Raw genomic sequence first — 18891 nt, 5'->3', positions numbered from 1 at the left:
GGCGATTATCTGGAACGCATGAACCGGCTTTCACCGAACAGGCCCTGGACACCGGCTGATCGCTGAAGGAAGTACACCCCGTCAGGCGCTGGCCAACACCAGCGTCCGATAATGCCCTGGACTGCTTCCCGACCACTTGCGGAACGCCTTGTGGAACGAGCTCACATCGGCAAAGCCCAGGCGTTCGGCAATCTCGGCAAAGCCCAGGTCCGCTTGCGCCAGCCAGCCGATCGCCAGCTCCTTGCGCACGCTGTCCTTGAGTGCCTGGTAAGTCTGCCCTTCGTCGGCCAGCCGGCGGCGCAAGGTCGAGGCGGAGATGCACAGGTGCCGGGCCAGGGTTTCGGTTTCCGGCCACTGCGCAGCCGGGCGCTGGCGCAGGTCGTCCTTGATGCGCCGCGCCAGGCTGTCCGGATCGCGGTACTTGACCAGGATGTTGCCGGGCGCCTGGGCCAGGAACCGCTGCAATTCCTCGGCACTGCGCTTGACCGGCAGGTCGAGGCAATCGGCGGCGAAGATCATCCGCGTGCGCGGTCGCGAAAACTGCAGGTTCTGCGAGAACATCACCCGGTAGTCATCGCAGAAATCCGGTTCGGCGCAGCGCAGCTCGATGGCCAGGATCGGGATGCGCCGCCCGGCCAGCCAGCAGGCCACGCCGTGCACGATCATCCAGAAGGTGAAATAGGTGAAGGGCCGGCGCGCCTCCTGCTGTGGCTCGCCGATCACGATCTCGGCCAGGCTCTGCTGGCGCACCAGCACCGGATGCAGGTGTTCGAATGTCAGGGTCAGGAATTCCAGGGCCGAGGCCAGCGCAGCGCCCACCGTGGGCTGGGCCATGGACGAGCGACAGATGAAGGCCAGGCTGCCGCTGCGCAGTCCGCGCGGGTCCATGCAGAAGAACTCGTCGTTGCAGCGTCGCGCCAGCAAGCGCCAGAGCCGGGCATAGGCGCTGGCCGGGACGCGGGCATCGGGCAGATCGAGCCGGGCCGGGTCGATACCGACCCGGCCCAGTACCTCGGCGGTTGCAGCCCCCGGCGGGCAGCTTTGCAGCAGTGCTTCGCGCACCAATTGCATGGAGATGGTGTCTTTCGCCGTGTTCAACAGGGGTTCGCCTTGGGTCATGCCGGTGCCGGCATCTTACGCCAGATTCAAGCGTGCAGTGCCAACCTGGCGGCCCCGAACACTCAGCCCTGGTGCCTGGCGACCCACTTGGCATAACTGTCGATGAACCCCTGCAGGAACGGCCGGGATTTCTCCGACAGTTTCCCCTGCTCGTCGAACAGGCTCCCCGCACCGCCCACATAGGCCTCCGGTTGCTGCATGCATGGCACATCGAGGAACACCAGGGACTGACGCAGATGATGGTTGGCACCGAACCCGCCCACCGCTCCCGGCGACACGCTGATCACCGCTCCCGGCTTGCCGCTGAACACGCTCTGCCCGTAAGGCCGCGAACCCACGTCGATGGCGTTCTTCAAGGCCCCCGGCACCGAGCGGTTGTACTCCGGGGTGACGAACAGCAGCCCTTGGGTGTCCTTGATCTGCTCGCGGAAAGCCTTGTATGCCGCCGGCGGATCAACGTCGATATCTTCGTTGTACAACGGCAGCTCGCCGATCTCGACGATCTTCAGCTTCAGGCTCGACGGCGCCAGCTCACCCAGGGCCTGGGCCACTTTGCGATTCAAGGACGCCTTGCGCAGGCTGCCGACCAGCACCGCAACCGTATAAACCTGACTCATGAGCACCACCATCTGCGTGAATTAGGGAATAGACAGTTATAGATGATGGACGAGTGGCGGGAGGTTTTTTTCCTGGTCCTACAAAACTTCCTACGGACCGGTACGGTCTATGAACCACGCAGATCATTTTTTTCAGAGGTCATAACCGAAATGACAGCAGTACTGGTCGGGCAATTTCATGCCAGGGACGCCGAAGGACGCATCTATCCCGTGCATGAGTTTCAGGAAGCCACCCTGCAGGCCGATGGAAGTGCCGCCTCGTTACCGATTACCACCTATCGCCTGGCTATCGGCGATCGGGTCAACCACCTGGGCGAAGATCGCTTCGAGCTGGTGCAGAGTGGCGTCGAGTTGATCCGCGTCCCCTGATTTCCCTTTGCGAGCGGCTCGATCGTGGGCCGTTCCTCTTTTCCTTCCGAAGAGCAATCTGCGCCGGTCTTGCCCCGCCTCATCCCTCCATCCCCCTGACGACACATTGTGACCATCCCCTGGCCCATCCTGCGCGCCCACAGCCTCAGGAGAAGTCGACATGGCGACCTGTTTCAACCCCCTCGGCCGCACCAGCCTGCGCGTCGCCGATACCTGCCCGTTGTCCCTGAGATGGAGCTACCAGCTGCTGCTGGAACTGGGCGGACACCGCAACTTCATCACCCGTCACGGTTTCAACGACTATGAGCTGGCCCATGAACTGGGCCTGCAGAAATGGGCCGAGGACGACACCTTCGATACGGCACGGGTACTGGCCGCCCTGCGCAGGAGCGCGCGCACCTTCCACGCGCAGCACCCGCAACCAGCCTACCCGGACCGACTGGGCAACAACCTGGCGGCGTTGGCCGGGTTGCTGGGGCTGAACGAGGCCGAGTTGCGCATCCTCGGTTTCTGCGTATTGATGTTCTGCGACCCCACCCTGAGCGATGCTACCGACCAACTGGGCCTGCTGGGCATCAATCGGACCATGAAAGTGCTGTCGGTCCTGCTCGGGCTTGATCTGCCGACCGTGGAAGCCTGCCTGGCACGGGGCAGCACCCTGATGCGCAGCGGCCTGCTCGAGCTGGGCACCGTCAACCGTGCAGCAATGGCCCTGAGTTCGATGCTGTCGATCAGCAATACCGAGCTGCCCGGCCTGCTGCGTTTCAGCCAGGGCCAGCCCCTGGAGCTGTTCGCCTACGCCTTCCGCCCCAGCCCGCCGGGGAACCTGAACGCCGAGCACTACAGCCATCTGAAGCACTCGCTGGGCATTGCCGAACGCTATCTGGAAAAGTCCCTGGCCCAGCGGCGCCAAGGGGTCAACATTCTGCTCTACGGTCCTCCCGGCACCGGCAAGACCCAATTGAGCCGGCTGATCGCAAGGAACCTCGGCTGCGTGCTGTACGAGGTGGCCTGCACCGACAAGCACGGAGACCCCGTCCAGGCCCGTCAGCGCCTGTGCTCGCTGCGGGCGGCCGACAGCGTGCTGCGTTCGCAGAGGGCGCTGCTGGTACTCGACGAGATCGAGGACATTTTCCACCACGCCAGCCCCGAAGCCGGCAGCCGCTCGCAGAAAGGCTGGATCAACCGCATGCTGGAAGAAAACGCCCTGCCCTGCTTCTGGCTGAGCAACAGCATCGAAGCGATGGACGCCGCGCATATCCGTCGTTTCGACCTGGTCATCGAAGTGCCCAACCCGCCTTTGGCGCAACGTCGCAAGCTGTTGCGCGAATGCAGCGGCGGCAAGCTGGGCGACGAACTGGTCGAGCACCTGTGCAGCCACGAGCAGATGACTCCGGCCGTGCTGGAGCGGGCGATACGGGTGGGACGCAGCCTCGCCCAACGCGCCGGAAAGCCGCTGGACAACGCCGTTCGCAGCATCGTCGACAGCACCCTCAAGGCCCAGGGTTTCGAGCGGCTGCAGCCCGACGAGCAAGGCTTGCCGCCCTTCTATTCGCCACAGTTGATCAACACCGACCTGGCACTCGACGGCCTGGTCAGCGGCCTGCAGGCCCACTCCCAGGCCCGCCTGTGCTTCTACGGGCCACCAGGCACCGGCAAGACCGCACTCGGCCACTGGCTGGCCCGCGAGCTGGGCAAGCCGCTGATGGTCAAGCGCGTATCCGACCTGGTCTCGCCCTACGTCGGCAGCACTGAGAAGAACCTGGCCGATGCCTTTGAACGGGCCCGCCAGGAAGACGCGGTGTTGCTGCTGGACGAGGTCGACAGTTTTCTCAGGGATCGACGCAAGGCCCGGCAGAGTTGGGAAATCACCGCTGTGAACGAAATGCTCACGCAAATGGAAAGCTACAGCGGACTGTTCATCGCCTCGACCAACCTGATGTCCGACCTCGACGAAGCCTCGCTGCGCCGCTTCGATCTCAAGGTACATTTCGGCTATCTGAACCCGATGCAGATCCGCAACCTGTTCGCTGCACACCTTAAAGCCCTTGGCCTGAAGGATACCGGTGGCCGCGCCGTGCAGGGCCTGCTCGACGAAACCTGCCTGACGCCGGGAGATTTCGCCCTGGTCGCCCGCCGTGCGCGCTTCAGACCCTTTGCCAGCGCCGCCGGGCTGGCCAGTGCACTGCGTGCCGAATGCCAACTGAAACCCGCGGCCCGGCAACGCCCGATCGGGTTCGCCGCCTGGACCAACTAATGCTTGCGAGGGGCTGCGGATCGGCAGAAACTCGCCCGCTTGATTGCTAGCCAAAGGCCAGCCCCGACCCCACAAGGATGATCCAGGTGCCTTCCGCCAAGACCCACAGCGCCCTCAATCGACAATGGGAACTGCTGCAACAACTGCCCAAACGCCCGCCCGGCATCACCGTCAGCGAACTGCTGGCGCGCCTCACCGCCGCAGGGTACAGCATCAGTCGGCGCAGTATCGAACGGGACCTGCGCGACCTCTCGATAGTCTTTCCGTTGCAATGTAACGATGGCGGCACGCCCTTCGGCTGGTACTGGAAGCCAGGCGTTAATGTGGAGTTGCAAGGCATCACCCTGACCGAAGCGGTCAGCCTCGCCCTGGTCGAGGATGCGGTTCGCCCACTTTTGCCGGGGAGCATGCTGAGCGTGCTGGAACCACGCTTCGAACACGCCCGGGCCAAGCTCAAGGGCCTGGGCGACGGTAATCCGGCCGCACGCTGGCCGGACAAGGTGGCCAGCGTGCGGCCGGATTTCAATCTGCAGGCACCCCAGGTCCAGGCACGGATCCTCGAGCCGCTGCAGCAGGCATTGATCAGCGAACGGCAGGTGCAGTGCCAGTATTATTCAGCGCATAACGACAAGCTCAGCGAACTGACCCTCAATCCACTGGCAATCGTGCAGCGCGGCCTGATCACCTACCTGATCGCCACCGCCGAGCCCTATACCGATGTTCGCCAGTTCGCCGTGCACCGGTTCCGCAACGCCGTCTTGCTCGATTCATCCTGCCGGGGCCTGGATTCCTTCGAACTGCAGGCCTACCTCGACAGCGATGCCCTGCAGTTCGGCAAACCAGAGAAAATCCGCTTGCAGGCCTGGGTCAGCGAGCACCAGGCCCGGCTGATCCGCGAAACGCCACTGAGCAGCGACATGCAGTTGGAGGAAGTCGAGGACGGTTTCCACCTGAGCGCCACGGTGACCAATACCTGGCAACTGCACTGGTGGATCCTGTCGCTGGGCGATGCCTTGGTGGTGCACGAGCCACCCGCCCTGCGCCAGCAGATTGCCGGGACCCTGCAACGAGCAGCGGCGGCCTACGGGCCGGCCTGATCATCAGCCATTTGCGAAAGCAGGCGCGGCAGGATCTCTGCCGCGTCACCTATCAGGCTGAAGGTCGTTGCCCCGTCTGCCGGCTCCGCGTCGAGATTGACCTGCACCACCCTGGCACCATTCTGTCGGGCCACCTGGGGAATCTGCGCAGCAGGCATCACCAGGCCGGAAGTACCGACCACCAGTAGCAGGTCGCACGCCCTCGCGGCGGCCAGCGCCTCACGCCAAGGCCGCTCGGGCAACGCCTCGCCGAACCAGACCACACCGGGGCGGATCCTGCCATTGCAACGCAGGCAACGAGGCGGCTCGATGCGCTCGCCCTCCTCGACCCGTGCCGGCTCGGCATCGCTGCCGGCATAGGCCCGGGCACAGGCAAAACAACGCGGCGCATGCAGACTGCCGTGCAGATGGATTACCTCCTGGGACCCGGCTCGCTCGTGCAGATCATCGACATTCTGGGTCACCAGGGTCAGGCGCGGCACCCGGCGAGCCAGTTCGGCGATGGCAAGATGCGCCGGATTGGGCCTGGCGGCCAACACCTGGGCCCGCCGCCATTGATACCAGCCCCAGACCAGCGCCGGATCCTGGCGAAAGGCGTCGGCGGTAGCCAGACTGGCCGGGTCGTAGCGGCTCCATAAACCGCCCAGGGCATCGCGAAAGGTCGGAATGCCACTGCTCGCCGAAACGCCGGCACCGGTGAAAACCAGTACATGGCGTGCGTCGCGCAGTACTCGCAGGTCGAACCCCGTCATCGTTCACTCCTTGCTTAACGCTTCGTCAGGCAGATTATCGAAATGGCCGACGACGATTCGTGTCGTGTCCGAAACGCGAAAAGCAAAAAGGGCGACCCTTTCGGGTCGCCCTTTTCGCTGTACCGCCAACAGGAGCGGTTATGTTTGGTAGGCACAATTGGACTCGAACCAACGACCCCCACCATGTCAAGGTGGTGCTCTAACCAACTGAGCTATGTGCCTGCTGTGGGGCGGCATTCTACGCACTTGGCTGAGGCTGTCAACTGCAAGATTGAAGAAAATCTGCAAAAGAATCAGCGACTTCAAAAAGCGCGTGGCGGCAGACAAGGAAAACTCAACACAGGCCGCCCGGCCCCTGGTTACTTTTTGATCCAGCACAGCGCTTGCCCAGGGAAATCGTTTCGCCTGAGTCTCGTCGGCGGTCGATGCTCATCCCTTCTGCGAAGAACATTGGCCATCAATCAGCTACCAATTGACGAACCCAGGTTGCGCATTACCATAGCGCAACCTATAAAAATTATAGGTAACCGAAATGAGCCGTCAGCCTTTATGGACGAAGCAACAGCTCGAGGAATTCGTTCACGCATTGGCCAGGGATTCGGCCAGGGTCGTGTTCACGGGGCATTGCCTGCAGCGAATGGAGCAGCGCGGGGTGTCGACGGTCGAGGTACTGTCCTGCCTGCGTCGTGGATCCATCGTCCGCGGACCGTTCTACAACGCAGGACACCAGAGCTTCGAGTTCCGCATGAGCGAACCGGCGCCACGGGATATCGTCTGCGTCGTAGCGGCTGTAAAGCCGGTCGCAATCCCTGGCGAGCTTTTCGCCATTACCGTATGGGAGATTTGAGATGTACGAATATACCGGCTGCGGCCTGAACGGGATCTTCCTGAAGAATGGCTACAAGATGGTGGAAACCTCGTATGGGGGTGGTGTGGTCATCGAAGACATCGATGGCCTGCACCGGGCCATTGCAGTAGACATTCTCGGCCAGACCACGCCGATGTCCGGGCATCAGTTTCGCTTCCTGAGGAAGGAGCAGGGCCTGGTCCAGAGCGAACTGGCAGCCCTGCTGCGCGTCGATGTGCAGACGGTCGCCAACTGGGAGAAGAAGGGCCTGGAGGCTGTGCCCGGGCCGGCGGATGTAGCGATGCGCGCCTGTTACTGCGCCTCTGTTCAGGTCCGCTTCGGGCCGGTGGTCGTCGAGCCAGACGCGAAGGCTGACGAATCCGCGGTCTTCGAGTGGAGCGATCACGCGTGGGTTGAGCGGGCCGCGTGAAGCCGGGACGGCTCGGGCAGACACAGCGAAAGCAGAAAGGGCGACCCTCTCGGATCGCCCTTTCTGCTTGACCGCCAACAGGAGCGGTGGTGTTTGGTAGGCACAATTGGACTCGAACCAACGACCCCCACCATGTCAAGGTGGTGCTCTAACCAACTGAGCTATGTGCCTGCTGTGAGGCGGCATTCTACGCTTTCGACAAGGTGTGTCAACGTTTTTTTCGCCTAAACCACTGAATAATAGAAATTTTTTACTTACGCTTGAGGCTTGGGGCCGGCTTTAGCGGATTTCGTCAGCCCGGCTGGCGGGTGTTTATTATTGTTGATAGGATTGGCGCATCCGTAAAAAATACAAAACACACAACTACAAAGTCATCGTTTAGAGGTTCACCGCGCATGGCCACCATCGCCTACCCACAATCCTATTACGCCGCCTCGGCCAATCCGGTACCCCAGCGCCCCGCCCTGCAGGAAGAAGTGCAGACCGATGTCTGCGTGATCGGTGCCGGCTACACCGGCCTGTCCAGCGCCCTGTTCCTGCTGGAGAACGGGTTCAGCGTCACCGTACTGGAAGCCGCCAAGGTCGGCTTCGGTGCGTCTGGCCGCAATGGCGGGCAGATCGTCAACAGCTACAGCCGCGACATCGATGTCATCGAACGCACCGTCGGCCCGCGCCAGGCTCAACTGCTGGGGCAGATGGCCTTCGAAGGCGGGCGCATCATTCGCGAGCGCGTCGCCAAGTACAACATCCAGTGCGACCTGAAGGACGGTGGCGTGTTCGCCGCCCTGACCAGCAAGCAGATGGGCCACCTGGAATCGCAGAAGCGACTGTGGGAACGCTTCGGCCACACCCAGCTGGAACTGATGGACCAGAAGCGCATCCGCGAAGTGGTGGCCTGCGATAACTATGTCGGCGGCATGCTGGACATGAGCGGCGGTCATATCCACCCGCTGAACCTGGCGCTGGGCGAAGCCGCCGCCGTGGAATCCCTGGGCGGCAAGATCTACGAACAATCCCCAGCCGTGCGCATCGAGCGCGGCGCCAACCCGGTGGTGCATACGCCCAACGGCCGCGTGCGGGCCAAGTTCATCATCGTCGCCGGCAACGCCTACCTCGGTGGCCTGGTCCCGGAGCTGGCGGCCAAGTCCATGCCCTGCGGCACCCAGGTGATCACCACCGAACCGCTGAGCGACGAACTGGCGCGTACCCTGCTGCCGCAGGACTACTGCGTCGAGGACTGCAACTACCTGCTCGACTACTACCGCCTGACCAGCGACAAGCGCCTGATCTTCGGCGGCGGCGTGGTCTACGGCGCGCGTGACCCGGCGAACATCGAAGCGATCATCCGGCCGAAGATGCTCAAGGCCTTCCCGCAGTTGAAGGACGTGAAGATCGACTTCGCCTGGACCGGCAACTTCCTCCTGACCCTGTCGCGCCTGCCGCAGGTTGGCCGGATTGGCGACAACATCTACTACTCGCAAGGCTGCAGCGGCCACGGCGTGACCTACACCCACCTGGCCGGCAAGGTACTGGCCGAGGCGCTGCGTGGCCAGGCCGAGCGTTTCGATGCCTTTGCCGAGCTGCCGCACTACCCGTTCCCGGGTGGCCAGATGTTCCGCGTGCCGTTCAGTGCGATCGGCGCCTGGTACTACAGCCTGCGGGATCGCCTGGGGGTTTAATTGCTGCTGGCAGCAGGTTTATCCCTGCTGTCAGTCCCGGCCCTATCGCTGGCAAGCCAGCTCCCAACACTGTGGGAGTCCGCCCAGCCTTTCGGGCTGCGCTGTCGCGCAGAGAACAGTTCCAAAGCACGACGCGTACCCTGTGGGAGCGGGTTTACCCGCGATTGCGGTAGTGAATTCACAATAGCAATCGCGGGTGAACCCGCTCCCACACGGTCCCTGCAAATCAAAGAGTTATGCTTCGTTCTAGGAGCTGGCTTGCCAGCGATGCGGCCCTCAAGAGCAACACAAGGCTCAGCGCCCGATCGCCTCGACCGCCTGCCGCGCCGCCTGCTCCTGCCCCGCCTGGGCCAGGTCATTGGCCGCCTTCAACCAGCGCTGCCGATCCACCCCGGCCGGCAACTGCCTTGGCTGCTGCACCAGCACCGCCCAACTGCCCTCTTTCTTCCACGCCGACTCGAACGCATCGAAGTCCATCAGCAGCCTTCGGCTATTGCCCGCACGCAGCAATACCCGTTGCTTATACCGATCGAAGCCCACCAGCAGCCCGTAGCGCGGCTCGCTCCAGAAGGCCGAGCCCTCCTGGAAACGCACCAGCACCGGATAGCCCGCGGCGACCTGGCTCAGCAGCGCGGCCAGGCTGTGATCCAGCGGATAGACCAGCATGCCGTACTGACGCGCCGTGGTCTCAACCCCGGCCTGGAGCTTTTCGGCTTGTTTCGGCAGGCCCAGCAGCCCCGGCGTCACCCGCACGCCCTGCTGCGACAGCAACGCAGCCAGCGCCATCGGGGCACTCTGGTCGGCGTTGCCACGGAAGAACGGCACGGAACTCAGCTCGACCCGCTGGGGCAATTGCCTGAGTTCGGAAGACGGCTGGCTGGCACACCCGGCCAGGCCGGCGGCCAGGAGAAAGGCCAGCATCAGGCGGCGCGGGGCAATGGAAAGGATCGGCATGGGTCCTCGCTCGACAGGGTCAAAGGGCCGATCATAGGCCGACGGACGGCATCGGTATAGCCCGCGCCGGGCTTGGAACAAAGCGGTCTAGCACTTGGACCTTCGGTCAATAGCCTGAAATAACTGACCGTCTAGACTTATCAGGTGTCTGAGTTACAGGTCCCGCCTGTACTGAAGAAGGAGGCACCCATGAGCCTGACCATGGCTATCTTCATGTTGATCGCAGCCTGGCTGAGCGTAGCCGCTGCCATGTTGTGGGGTGTACTGCGAATCGCCCGCCGCCACCATTTGCACCACCAGGATCCGCATGCAGCGACCAGGCCTGCCGCACCAGCCCATCGCCGGGCTGGCCGGCGTCACGCCAACGCGCACTGATCCGCCAGCCGCCTGCCCATAAAAAAGGGGCTCCCGAAGGAGCCCCCAAACTACAGCACGCAACAGATCCGGTTGATCAACCCTCGCTGGCCTCACGGCGCTGGCGAGCCCTGCGCGACATGATGTTGAGTACCTCGATCGCGGTGGAGAACGCCATCGCTGCATACACGTAGCCTTTCGGCACATGGGCACCGAAACCTTCGGCGATCAGGGTCATGCCGATCATGATCAGGAAGCCCAGTGCCAGCATCACCACGGTCGGGTTGTCGTTGATGAACTTGGCCAGCGGGTCGGCGGCTACCAGCATCACGATCACGGCACTGATTACCGCAATGATCATGATCGGCAGGTGTTCGGTCATGCCCACGGCAGTGATGATGCTGTCGATGGAGAAGACGATGTCCAGCAACAGGATCTGACCGATGGCCGCTGCAAAGCCCAGGGTAATGGTAGACGAGGCTGCCGATTCTTCCTTGGCCCGTGGATCCACGCTCTCATGGATTTCCTTGGTGGCTTTCCACAGCAGGAACAGGCCGCCGGCGATCAGGATCATGTCCTTCCACGAGAAGCTCTTGCCGAGGATGTCGATCACCGGCTCGGTGAGCTGCACGATCCAGGCCACGGTGCTCAGCAGCGCCAGGCGCATCACCAGGGCCATGGAGATGCCGATGCGGCGGGCCTTGGAGCGGTACTCCACGGGCAGCTTGTTGGTCAGGATGGAAATGAAGATGAGGTTGTCGATACCAAGGACGATCTCCATCGCCACCAGGGTGGCCAGGGCGACCCAGGCGGTCGGGCTTGCAGCGAGTTCCAGCAGGTATTCCATGAATCAGGTCCTGAGAGGGGGTTATTGAAAAATAGGTCAGATTTTCTGGCCGTCGGCGTCCTTGCTGTCTTCCTTGTCGGTTTTTTCCGAACCGGTGGCTTCGCTCAGCGCCTGCTGGGCCGCTTCGTTGGTCTTGTCGATGGCCTGCTTGGCCGATTCGGCCGCCTGGTTGAGCATCTGCTGGGCGGATTTTTCAGCCTGTTCGCAGCCACCCAGGGCGAACAGGGCCATGACCAGCACCAGCGGTGTACCAATGGATTTGAGATAGAGCATGTCGTCCTCACTGCAATGGCATCGGCGCGCGAAACATGGCGCCGCAATGGGAGGCATTCTAGAGAGCGGAAAACTTCAGAAAAATTCGTATTTTCAGCGGTTATACTTCTGTTTTTTCGAATCGGGATTTGCCGTGCTCAATTACCGCCAGCTCCATTACTTCTGGGTCGTGGCCCGCACCGGCAGTATCGTGCGCGCCTGCGAACAGCTGAACCTGACGCCACAGACCATCAGCGGGCAGATCAGCCTGCTCGAGCAGACCTATGGCATCGAGCTGTTCCAGCGGGTCGGGCGCCAGTTGGAGCTGACGGAGACCGGGCGCCAGGCGTTGTCCTACGCCGAGCAGATGTTCCAGATCGGCGGCGAGCTGGAAGCCATGCTGCGCGCACAACCCAACGAGCAGCAGGTGCTGTTCCGCGTCGGGGTGGCCGACGTGGTGCCCAAGTCCATTGTCTACCGGTTGATCGCCCCGACCATGGAACTGGCCGAACCGCTGCGCATCAGTTGCCGCGAAGACAAGCTGGAGCGCCTGCTCGCCGACCTGGCGATCCAGCGCCTGGACCTGGTGATTTCCGACAGCCCGATGCCCGGCCACCTGGACATCAAGGGCTATAGCCAGAAACTGGGCGAGTGCGGCATCAGCTTTCTCGCCACCCCGGAACTGGCCGGGCGCCAGCCGCTGCCCTTCCCCGCCTGCCTGCAGCACGCGCCGTTGCTGATTCCCGGCCAGGAGACCATGGTGCGCAACCGCCTGCTGCGCTGGTTCGCCGAGCAGCAATTGCAGCCGCGGATCGTCGGTGAATTCGATGACAGCGCGCTGATGCAGGCCTTCGGCAAGTCCGGCAGCGGCATATTCATCGCGCCCAGCGTGATTGCCGAGGAGGTGTGTCGGCAGTACGGCGTCGAACTGATCGGCCAGACCGACGCGGTGACCGAGTCGTTCTATGCCATCTCGGTGGAGCGCAAGGTCAAGCATCCGGGCATCGTCGCCATCACCGAGGGTGCGCGCCGCGAGCTGTTCAACTGGCCACTGGCTTGAAGCGGCTCAGCCACAGGGCCAGGGCCACCGACAGGCCGATCAGCAGCGCGGCGACCTGACCGACACTGCCCAGGCCCAGATGATCGATCACCAGGCCGCCGATCACTGCGCCCAGGCCAATGCCAAGGTTGCCCCCGGCGATATTCAACGAGGCGCCGAAAGCCGGTGCCGAGGGTGAAGCCTTGATCACCCGGACATGACTGACCAGGAACAGCGCCGCCTGGGTCGAGCCCCACAAGGCCAGGGCCAGGATCAGGCCGACCGGCGAGCCGATCGCCGGTACCACCACCAGCAAGGCGATCACCAGCAGCGCGCTGAAGCCTGCCGACGCCAGCAACGGATGACGATCAGCCGCCCGCCCCCCCAGGCTGTTGCCAATCAGGCCCACCGCACCGAAGCCCATCAGGTACCAGCCGACCAGCTTGCCGTCGAAGCCGGCCAGGCGCTCCAGCAGGTCTGCCAGGTAGGTGTAGGCGGTGAACATGCCGCTGAACACCAGCACCGACAACAGCACATGCCCTTGCAGCAGGCGCCCGCGCAGCACGCCAAACTGGCTGCGCAGCGAGGTGGCCTCGCTCTTGCGCGGGGTATGCGGCAGAAAGCGCCACAGTAACAGGGCCTTGGCCAATGCCAGCAGGGCCAGCACGCCGAAAGCGGCGCGCCAGCCCCAGGCATCCCCCAGCAGCGTACCAAGGGGAATGCCGAAGACCATGGCGCAGACCACGCCGAAGCTGATCTTGCTGATCGCCCGACCGGCATAGGCCGGGCCGACGATATCCACCGCCGTTTCGCTGGCCAGCGACCAGAACACCGGCAGCCCCAGGGCCGGAACCAGCCGCGCCAGCGCCATCACCCAGTAGTTCGGCGCCAGCGCTGCCAGCAGGTTGGACGCAGCGAACAGCAGCAACACCCCGACGAACAGGCGCTTGCGCTGGAAACGCGCGCACCAGGCGGTCAGGAAGGGGCCGCAAGCGGCCACGGTGAAGGCGAACAGGGTCACCAGCAATCCGGCACGGGGCACGCTGACGCCCAGGTCGCGAGCGATCCCCGGCAACAGGCCGACAATAAGGAATTCGGTGGTCAATACGGTGAAACCGGCCGCGGCCAGCAACAGAATGGGCAAGAACATCCAGGCTCCAACGGTGAGCGCGTCGGCTCGAAACGGCCGCGCATGGTAACAGCGACAGCGCCGGCAGACCTACCGCCGGACGGCACCTTGGGTTGGGGCAGGCACTCTATGCTAGAGTTCCGCCCTTTTTCCGGCCGGCCTTGCCGGCGTCTGCCAAGACCGAGAAACAACCCTTATGCTGCCCGTCCTCACTCTGCTCAATCGCACCAGCCTGGTGCTGCAAATCGTCATCGGCCTGGTCGCCGGGATCGCCCTGGCGTTGATCGCGCCAGGGGTCGCGGCCAACCTGGCCTTCGTCGGCAAGGTTTTCGTCAGCGCCCTGAAGGCGGTGGCGCCGATCCTGGTGTTCGTGCTGGTCATGGCCTCGATCGCCAACCACAAGCAGGGCCAGCAAACCCACATCCGGCCGATTCTCGCCCTGTACCTGTGGGGCACCTTCGGCGCAGCGGTGGTCGCGGTGGTGGCGAGCATGCTGTTCCCCTCGACCCTGGTGCTGAACACCGGCGAAGCGCAGATGAGTGCACCCGGCGGCATTGCAGAAGTGCTTCAGGGCCTGCTGCTCAGTGCCGTGGACAACCCGGTCAACGCCCTGGTCAACGGCAACTTTATCGGCATCCTGGTGTGGGCCATCGGCCTGGGCATCGCCGTGCGTCACTCGGGCAACACCACCCGCAGCGTGCTGGATGACCTGTCCAACGGCGTGACCATGATCGTGCGCGTGGTGATCCGCTTCGCCCCGCTGGGGATCTTCGGCCTGGTGGCCTCGACCCTGGCGCAGTCGGGCCTCGACGCGCTGCTCGGCTACCTGCACCTGCTGACCGTACTGATCGGCTGCATGCTGTTCGTGGCCCTGGTGATGAACCCGCTGATCGTGTGGTGGAAGATCCGCCGCAATCCGTTCCCGCTGACCCTGCTGTGCCTGCGCGAAAGCGGGATTACCGCCTTCTTTACACGCAGTTCGGCGGCGAACATCCCGGTCAACCTGGCCCTCAGCGAGAAGCTCGGCCTGCATGAAGACACCTACTCGGTGTCCATTCCCCTCGGCGCCACCATCAACATGGCCGGTGCGGCGATCACCATCACGGTGCTGACCCTGGCGGCCGTGCATACCCTGGGCATCAACGTCGACCTGCCGACCGCCGTGCTGCTCAGCGTGGTCGCGGCAGTCTGCGCCTGCGGGGCCTCGGGCGTGGCCGGCGGTTCGCTGCTGCTGATCCCGCTGGCCTGCAGCCTGTTCGGCATTCCCAGCGAAGTCGCCATGCAGGTGGTCGCCGTGGGCTTCATCATCGGCGTGCTCCAGGATTCGGCGGAGACCGCGCTGAACTCCTCCACCGACGTGCTGTTCACCGCCGCGGCCTGCGAAGCCGAAGCCCGGCGCGCCTGATCCCGTTCGCGACCGATGGCCTCAAGCCATCGGTCGCTTGTGTTTTACCCGCCTGCGCCCCTAGGCTATGACCCTTTTCACGCAAAGAGACAGGGCCATGTCCGACGAGCACGATTCTTCCGCCACTGCCCGATTCACCCCCGCCGAAGTGCGCATCCTCGGCTCGCTGATCGAGAAACAGGCGAGCAGCCCGGAAACCTATCCCCTGACCCTTAATGCGCTGATGCTGGCCTGCAACCAGAAAACCAGCCGCGAACCGGTGATGAACCTGACCCAGGGCCAGATCGGCCAGAGCCTGCGCAACCTCGAGGGCCAGGGCCTGGTGCGCCTGCAGATGGGCAGCCGCGCCGACCGCTGGGAACAGCGGGTGGACAAGGCCCTGGAGCTGGTGCCGGCACAGTTGATCCTGATGGGGCTGATGTTCCTGCGTGGGCCACAGACCCTGAACGAACTGCTGACCCGTAGCCAGCGCATGCATGAGTTCGCCGACACCGATGAAGTGCAGCACCAGCTGGAGCGCCTGGTTGCCCGGGACCTGGCCCTGCACGTGCCGAAGCAGGCGGGGCAGCGGGAAGATCGCTACACCCATGCGCTGGGGGACCCGGCCGAGATCGAAGCGATCCTGGCGGCGCGCCAGCAAGGGCCGGAGCGGGTCGCCAGCGGGGTTTCGGCGGAACGCATCGAAGCCCTGGAAGCGCGGATTGCGGCACTGGAAGAACGCCTGGCACGGCTAGAGCAATGAATTGATCCGACCGGCCTCATCGCCGGCAACGCCGGCTCCCACAAGGTTCAGTGTCAATCTCATTACCTGTAGAAGCTGGCCAGCGATGGGGTGCTCTTTTTGACCTCATCGCTGACAGCTCCCACGGGGATCTGAGCTGCGCCGCGGACACTGTGTGAGCTGGCTTGCCAGCGATAAGGCCCGAAAGAGCACCCTCTAAATCCGGGCGAAAGCCACCGCCAGTTCCACCTGTTCCCGCGTCGGCCGCACGCCGGTATACAGCACGAACTGCTCCAGCGCCTGCAAGGCAATCACCTCCAGCCCGGTGATCACCCGCTTGCCGCGCGCCTCGGCGGCCAGGATCAAGGGCGTGCGCGCCGGCATCGCCACGACATCGAAGACCACCCGGGCGGCATCGATCAGCGCTTCGGAAAACGCCAGTTCCTGCGCCTCCACACCACCGGCCATGCCGATCGGCGTCACGTTCACCAGCAACGCCGGACGCAGATCCCCGACCTCCGCCCGCCACTCATAACCACAATTCCCCGCCAGGCGTCGCCCTGCCTCTTCATTGCGAGCGACGATGGTGCCATTGCTGAACCCGGCATCCCGGAACGCACAGGCCACCGCCTTGGCCATCCCGCCGCTGCCGCGCAACGCCAGCGACCACTGGCGATCGAGCCCATGCGCCTCGATCAAGTGCCGCACCGCGATGTAGTCGGTGTTGTAGGCCTTCAGATGCCCGTCGCTGTTGACGATGGTATTGAGCGAGTCGATCGCCGCCACCGACGGATCCAGCTCGTCCACCAAGGCGATGCTGGCCTCCTTGTAAGGCATCGAAACCCCGCAGCCACGGATCCCCAGGGCACGGATCCCGGCGATCGCCCCCGGCAGGTCGCGCGTGGTCATTGCCTTGTAGTAGTAATCCAGCCCCAGTTGCGCGTACAGGTGGTTGTGGAAGCGTACGCCGAAGGTGCCGGGGCGGCCGGCCAGGGACATGCACAGGACGGTGTCTTTGCTGGGGGTCATGACGAACTCCGGAAAACCACGAAAGCCGACAGTATGCCCAAGCCCGCGCCCTACCGCTGATCGCCCCTTACAAAACCTTTACCAAGCGCACCGGCGAAAGCTTGCGAAATAGCGGTCATAGTAATGACCCGACCCGCTGTATCGGGCGGAGTTATGCCCTGCGAGGAATCATCATGAAGCGTCATATACCCGGTATTGCCTTGCTGATCGGTGCCCTGGCCCTGTCTGGACAAGCCTCCGCCCATGGCGGCGGCTGGGGTGCAGGTCCGGTCATCGGTGCTGCCGTAGTGGGTGCCGTGGTCGGTGCTGCCGTGTCCGGCGGCCCGGAACGTACCGTGGTCGTCGAACGGGCCCCGGCGTATTACCCGCCGCCACCGCCTGCGCCGGTCTATTACCAGCCACCACCCCCGCCGCCACCGGTGGTGTACTACCAGCCCTACCCGGTCGTGGAGCGCTATGTGCCGGCGCCACCACCGCACTATCACCGCTACTATGGCCCGCCGCCGGTCTATTACGGCCCGCCGCGCTGGTAGTGGATTTCATCAATGAACACTATTGAGAACACTGATTTCACCACAGCCCGCGTGACACGTAAGGTTGACGGCATGACCCAGAGGGAGTACTCGCCATGGCCACCATCAGCATCATGTCCGTCGTCGGCAGCGCCGTCCCCTCTCCACTGAGGGATGTCGGATTGCTGGTCTGCTGGTACCTGGTCCGTGACGGCGAGAAGATCGGCGGCCCGATCCTCTCGCTGCCCGACGCCGAAGCAAGGGCCCGTGATATAGCAGCCAGGTCCTTCGAGGCATAGCTCAACGAAACCGTCTTTCCCTTGTGCGTTGCTCCGCACACCTCCCCTTGCCCCGCCTTCATGGCGGGGCTTTTTATTGCCCTGCGGTTTCGTCCAGCAACCCTTCCACCACCAGGCGCAGCGCCTGCGCCTCGCTGGCCCCGCTTTGCCGGGCCAGGGCGAAGGCAGTGAGCTGATGATCGGCACTGCTGCCGAACAACAGGATGGAACCGGCCCGGCTGAAAGCGTCCCGCGCTTCAGCGCAGCCAGGCTGGAGGATATCCATGGTCTCGGTCAGCCACTGCTGCGCGGTCAGCGAGCTGCCGTCCTCGCCAATGAATTGCCCGCGCCGTCCGAGGCGCATGGCTCGCCAATAGTTTTCCTGCTCGCGCCAAAGGGTCTGCTGGTCAGGCGCCCTGCCTGGTACCGGTTGCCTGATGGCCCATTCGACCATCTGCCGGAACAACCCGGCGATGCACAAACCGTCTTCCAGGCGCGGACAGGCATCGCTGATGCGCAATTCCAGGGTCGGGAAACGTGACGACGGCCGCAGCGCCCACCAGCAGTCGCCACCCGTACGCAACGAACCCGTACTGCGCAACCACGTCAGGTGATCCTGGTAATGCGCCCAGTCGTCCAGCGGTTCCGGCAGGCCCATGCGCGGCCATTCCCCGCACAGCACCCGCCGATAGCTGCAATAACCGCTGTCCTGCCCCTCCCAGAAGGGTGACGACGCGCTGAGCAGCAGCAACAGCGGCAGCCAGCGCCGCACCCGGTTGCTCACGGCAATCCGGTCGACCCCGGCGGGTACGCCGACATGCACATGCAGCCCACATACCACACTGCGCCGGGCCACCTGGCGATAATCCTCGAACAACTGGCGGTAGTGCGCCTCTGCCGTCGGTCGCTGCTGGCTCCAGCCACCCAAGGGATGACTGCCGGCGCTGAGCAGCCCGACGCCGTCCGCCGATAGCTGCAGCGCCAGCCGCTCCCGGCGTGAAGCCAGGAAATCCCGCGCCTGGGCCATGCTGTCGAAGACCGGAGATACCAGCTCGACCTGGCTGCGGAACATCTCGGGCGCGAAATGCTCCCCGAAGACCTCGCGACAGGCTGCCAGCACCTGCGGCGGTGGGTCGTAGAGCAGGCGTCCGCTGTCCAGGTCTACCAGCAGGTATTCCTCCTCGATGCCGAAGGTGCAGCCCAT

21 protein-coding genes and 2 tRNA genes are annotated in these 18891 nt (G+C 63.9%); 12 read left to right on the top strand and 11 right to left on the bottom strand.

The genetic code is table 11. The features are described from left to right. Positions 1-81: 81 nt before the first annotated feature. Both ACPFMA_RS09635 and ACPFMA_RS09630 read right to left on the bottom strand, forming a co-directional pair. Positions 82-1119: an AraC family transcriptional regulator gene (locus ACPFMA_RS09635; RefSeq protein ID WP_420058961.1), complete on the bottom strand. Its 1038-nt coding sequence runs from the start codon at positions 1117-1119 to the stop codon at positions 82-84. 62 nt (positions 1120-1181) lie between these two features. Then, on the bottom strand, positions 1182-1736 hold the full coding sequence (locus ACPFMA_RS09630; RefSeq protein ID WP_009394646.1) for an NADPH-dependent FMN reductase: 555 nt from the start codon (positions 1734-1736) through the stop codon (positions 1182-1184). A 150-nt stretch (positions 1737-1886) separates the two neighbouring features. Here ACPFMA_RS09630 and ACPFMA_RS09625 point away from each other — a divergent pair, with 150 nt between their 5' ends. The 3 genes from ACPFMA_RS09625 (at position 1887) to ACPFMA_RS09615 (ending at position 5459) form a co-directional block, all read left to right on the top strand. Further along, positions 1887-2105, top strand: a complete 219-nt coding sequence (locus ACPFMA_RS09625; RefSeq protein ID WP_009394644.1) for a hypothetical protein — start codon at positions 1887-1889, stop codon at positions 2103-2105. A gap of 160 nt (positions 2106-2265) precedes the next feature. Beyond that, positions 2266-4362: an AAA family ATPase gene (locus tag ACPFMA_RS09620; RefSeq protein ID WP_420058960.1), complete on the top strand. Its 2097-nt coding sequence runs from the start codon at positions 2266-2268 to the stop codon at positions 4360-4362. 86 nt (positions 4363-4448) lie between these two features. Further along, on the top strand, positions 4449-5459 hold the full coding sequence (locus ACPFMA_RS09615; protein WP_420058959.1) for a helix-turn-helix transcriptional regulator: 1011 nt from the start codon (positions 4449-4451) through the stop codon (positions 5457-5459). Here ACPFMA_RS09615 and ACPFMA_RS09610 read toward each other — a convergent pair. Together ACPFMA_RS09610 and ACPFMA_RS09605 are read right to left on the bottom strand one after the other, a co-directional pair. Beyond that, a complete protein-coding gene (locus tag ACPFMA_RS09610) occupies positions 5444-6211 on the bottom strand; it encodes an SIR2 family NAD-dependent protein deacylase (RefSeq protein WP_064303850.1) in 768 nt (255 codons plus the stop codon). The two genes, ACPFMA_RS09615 and ACPFMA_RS09610, sit on opposite strands and share 16 nt — an antisense overlap. 145 nt (positions 6212-6356) lie before the next feature. Further along, positions 6357-6433 (bottom strand) — tRNA-Val (locus ACPFMA_RS09605). Between the two features lie 310 nt (positions 6434-6743). Here ACPFMA_RS09605 and ACPFMA_RS09600 point away from each other — a divergent pair. Together ACPFMA_RS09600 and ACPFMA_RS09595 are read left to right on the top strand one after the other, a co-directional pair. After that, positions 6744-7058 carry a DUF4258 domain-containing protein gene (locus ACPFMA_RS09600; protein WP_009394635.1) on the top strand — a complete coding sequence of 105 codons (315 nt, stop codon included), beginning with the start codon at positions 6744-6746 and terminating at the stop codon, positions 7056-7058. Position 7059: 1 nt separating this feature from the next. Beyond that, positions 7060-7488, top strand: coding sequence for a helix-turn-helix domain-containing protein (locus ACPFMA_RS09595; RefSeq protein ID WP_009394630.1), 429 nt, complete (start codon positions 7060-7062; stop codon positions 7486-7488). A 94-nt stretch (positions 7489-7582) separates the two neighbouring features. On the opposite strand, the gene ACPFMA_RS09590 is transcribed toward ACPFMA_RS09595, so the two are convergent. Next, positions 7583-7659: transfer RNA gene (locus tag ACPFMA_RS09590), tRNA-Val, on the bottom strand. Positions 7660-7883: 224 nt separating this feature from the next. On the opposite strand from ACPFMA_RS09590, the gene ACPFMA_RS09585 reads away from it, so the two are divergent. Continuing rightward, the gene (locus ACPFMA_RS09585; RefSeq protein ID WP_009394629.1) at positions 7884-9167 is read left to right on the top strand and encodes an NAD(P)/FAD-dependent oxidoreductase; all 1284 of its coding nucleotides are present in this window, start codon (positions 7884-7886) and stop codon (positions 9165-9167) included. 294 nt (positions 9168-9461) lie between these two features. On the opposite strand, the gene ACPFMA_RS09580 is transcribed toward ACPFMA_RS09585, so the two are convergent. Then, positions 9462-10121, bottom strand: coding sequence for a peptidase C39 family protein (locus ACPFMA_RS09580; protein ID WP_425930066.1), 660 nt, complete (start codon positions 10119-10121; stop codon positions 9462-9464). A gap of 189 nt (positions 10122-10310) precedes the next feature. On the opposite strand from ACPFMA_RS09580, the gene ACPFMA_RS09575 reads away from it, so the two are divergent. After that, positions 10311-10496, top strand: a complete 186-nt coding sequence (locus tag ACPFMA_RS09575; RefSeq protein WP_009394625.1) for a hypothetical protein — start codon at positions 10311-10313, stop codon at positions 10494-10496. 76 nt (positions 10497-10572) lie between these two features. Here the strand turns inward: ACPFMA_RS09575 and ACPFMA_RS09570 are convergent, their stop codons facing one another. Both ACPFMA_RS09570 and ACPFMA_RS09565 read right to left on the bottom strand, forming a co-directional pair. After that, the gene (locus ACPFMA_RS09570; protein ID WP_425930065.1) at positions 10573-11322 is read right to left on the bottom strand and encodes a TerC family protein; all 750 of its coding nucleotides are present in this window, start codon (positions 11320-11322) and stop codon (positions 10573-10575) included. Between the two features lie 36 nt (positions 11323-11358). Next, positions 11359-11595 (bottom strand): hypothetical protein, encoded by a 237-nt coding sequence (locus ACPFMA_RS09565; protein ID WP_009394620.1) that lies wholly within the window; start codon positions 11593-11595, stop codon positions 11359-11361. A 133-nt stretch (positions 11596-11728) separates the two neighbouring features. On the opposite strand from ACPFMA_RS09565, the gene nhaR reads away from it, so the two are divergent. Further along, positions 11729-12634, top strand: a complete 906-nt coding sequence (gene nhaR / locus ACPFMA_RS09560; RefSeq protein ID WP_009394618.1) for a transcriptional activator NhaR — start codon at positions 11729-11731, stop codon at positions 12632-12634. On the opposite strand, the gene ACPFMA_RS09555 is transcribed toward nhaR, so the two are convergent. Continuing rightward, complete coding sequence (locus ACPFMA_RS09555; RefSeq protein ID WP_425930064.1) at positions 12615-13763, bottom strand: MFS transporter; 1149 nt, start codon at positions 13761-13763, stop codon at positions 12615-12617. The two genes, nhaR and ACPFMA_RS09555, sit on opposite strands and share 20 nt — an antisense overlap. A gap of 175 nt (positions 13764-13938) precedes the next feature. On the opposite strand from ACPFMA_RS09555, the gene sstT reads away from it, so the two are divergent. Together sstT and ACPFMA_RS09545 are read left to right on the top strand one after the other, a co-directional pair. Continuing rightward, entirely contained in the window at positions 13939-15147 is a 1209-nt protein-coding gene (gene sstT, locus ACPFMA_RS09550) for a serine/threonine transporter SstT (RefSeq protein ID WP_420058955.1), read from the top strand. Positions 15148-15244: 97 nt separating this feature from the next. Next, positions 15245-15889: a YceH family protein gene (locus ACPFMA_RS09545; RefSeq protein WP_420058954.1), complete on the top strand. Its 645-nt coding sequence runs from the start codon at positions 15245-15247 to the stop codon at positions 15887-15889. A gap of 195 nt (positions 15890-16084) precedes the next feature. Here ACPFMA_RS09545 and ACPFMA_RS09540 read toward each other — a convergent pair whose 3' ends face one another. After that, positions 16085-16897: a shikimate 5-dehydrogenase gene (locus ACPFMA_RS09540; protein WP_064303856.1), complete on the bottom strand. Its 813-nt coding sequence runs from the start codon at positions 16895-16897 to the stop codon at positions 16085-16087. Positions 16898-17070: 173 nt separating this feature from the next. On the opposite strand from ACPFMA_RS09540, the gene ACPFMA_RS09535 reads away from it, so the two are divergent. Beyond that, the gene (locus ACPFMA_RS09535) at positions 17071-17430 is read left to right on the top strand and encodes a hypothetical protein (protein ID WP_009394608.1); all 360 of its coding nucleotides are present in this window, start codon (positions 17071-17073) and stop codon (positions 17428-17430) included. 95 nt (positions 17431-17525) lie between these two features. After that, entirely contained in the window at positions 17526-17708 is a 183-nt protein-coding gene (locus tag ACPFMA_RS09530) for a hypothetical protein (protein ID WP_064303857.1), read from the top strand. 73 nt (positions 17709-17781) lie between these two features. Here the strand turns inward: ACPFMA_RS09530 and ACPFMA_RS09525 are convergent, their stop codons facing one another. Then, positions 17782-18891 carry a carboxylate-amine ligase gene (locus ACPFMA_RS09525; RefSeq protein WP_425930063.1) on the bottom strand — a complete coding sequence of 370 codons (1110 nt, stop codon included), beginning with the start codon at positions 18889-18891 and terminating at the stop codon, positions 17782-17784.

This window comes from Pseudomonas sp. NyZ201 (assembly GCF_049860765.1).
Lineage (GTDB): Bacteria > Pseudomonadota > Gammaproteobacteria > Pseudomonadales > Pseudomonadaceae > Aquipseudomonas > Aquipseudomonas bharatica.
This window is presented reverse-complemented; position numbering and strand designations above follow the sequence as displayed.

Bases quoted from the DNA above. Each gene is read 5' to 3' on its own strand.
- ACPFMA_RS09635 (WP_420058961.1), bottom strand. From the start codon at position 1,119: ATGACCCAAGGCGAACCCCTGTTGAACACGGCGAAAGACACCATCTCC.
- ACPFMA_RS09630 (WP_009394646.1), bottom strand. From the start codon at position 1,736: ATGAGTCAGGTTTATACGGTTGCGGTGCTGGTCGGCAGCCTGCGCAAG.
- ACPFMA_RS09625 (WP_009394644.1), top strand. From the start codon at position 1,887: ATGACAGCAGTACTGGTCGGGCAATTTCATGCCAGGGACGCCGAAGGA.
- ACPFMA_RS09620 (WP_420058960.1), top strand. From the start codon at position 2,266: ATGGCGACCTGTTTCAACCCCCTCGGCCGCACCAGCCTGCGCGTCGCC.
- ACPFMA_RS09610 (WP_064303850.1), bottom strand. From the start codon at position 6,211: ATGACGGGGTTCGACCTGCGAGTACTGCGCGACGCACGCCATGTACTG.
- ACPFMA_RS09600 (WP_009394635.1), top strand. From the start codon at position 6,744: ATGAGCCGTCAGCCTTTATGGACGAAGCAACAGCTCGAGGAATTCGTT.
- ACPFMA_RS09595 (WP_009394630.1), top strand. From the start codon at position 7,060: ATGTACGAATATACCGGCTGCGGCCTGAACGGGATCTTCCTGAAGAAT.
- ACPFMA_RS09585 (WP_009394629.1), top strand. From the start codon at position 7,884: ATGGCCACCATCGCCTACCCACAATCCTATTACGCCGCCTCGGCCAAT.
- ACPFMA_RS09580 (WP_425930066.1), bottom strand. From the start codon at position 10,121: ATGCCGATCCTTTCCATTGCCCCGCGCCGCCTGATGCTGGCCTTTCTC.
- ACPFMA_RS09575 (WP_009394625.1), top strand. From the start codon at position 10,311: ATGAGCCTGACCATGGCTATCTTCATGTTGATCGCAGCCTGGCTGAGC.
- ACPFMA_RS09570 (WP_425930065.1), bottom strand. From the start codon at position 11,322: ATGGAATACCTGCTGGAACTCGCTGCAAGCCCGACCGCCTGGGTCGCC.
- ACPFMA_RS09565 (WP_009394620.1), bottom strand. From the start codon at position 11,595: ATGCTCTATCTCAAATCCATTGGTACACCGCTGGTGCTGGTCATGGCC.
- ACPFMA_RS09555 (WP_425930064.1), bottom strand. From the start codon at position 13,763: ATGTTCTTGCCCATTCTGTTGCTGGCCGCGGCCGGTTTCACCGTATTG.
- sstT (WP_420058955.1), top strand. From the start codon at position 13,939: ATGCTGCCCGTCCTCACTCTGCTCAATCGCACCAGCCTGGTGCTGCAA.
- ACPFMA_RS09545 (WP_420058954.1), top strand. From the start codon at position 15,245: ATGTCCGACGAGCACGATTCTTCCGCCACTGCCCGATTCACCCCCGCC.
- ACPFMA_RS09540 (WP_064303856.1), bottom strand. From the start codon at position 16,897: ATGACCCCCAGCAAAGACACCGTCCTGTGCATGTCCCTGGCCGGCCGC.
- ACPFMA_RS09535 (WP_009394608.1), top strand. From the start codon at position 17,071: ATGAAGCGTCATATACCCGGTATTGCCTTGCTGATCGGTGCCCTGGCC.
- ACPFMA_RS09530 (WP_064303857.1), top strand. From the start codon at position 17,526: ATGGCCACCATCAGCATCATGTCCGTCGTCGGCAGCGCCGTCCCCTCT.
- ACPFMA_RS09525 (WP_425930063.1), bottom strand. From the start codon at position 18,891: ATGGGCTGCACCTTCGGCATCGAGGAGGAATACCTGCTGGTAGACCTG.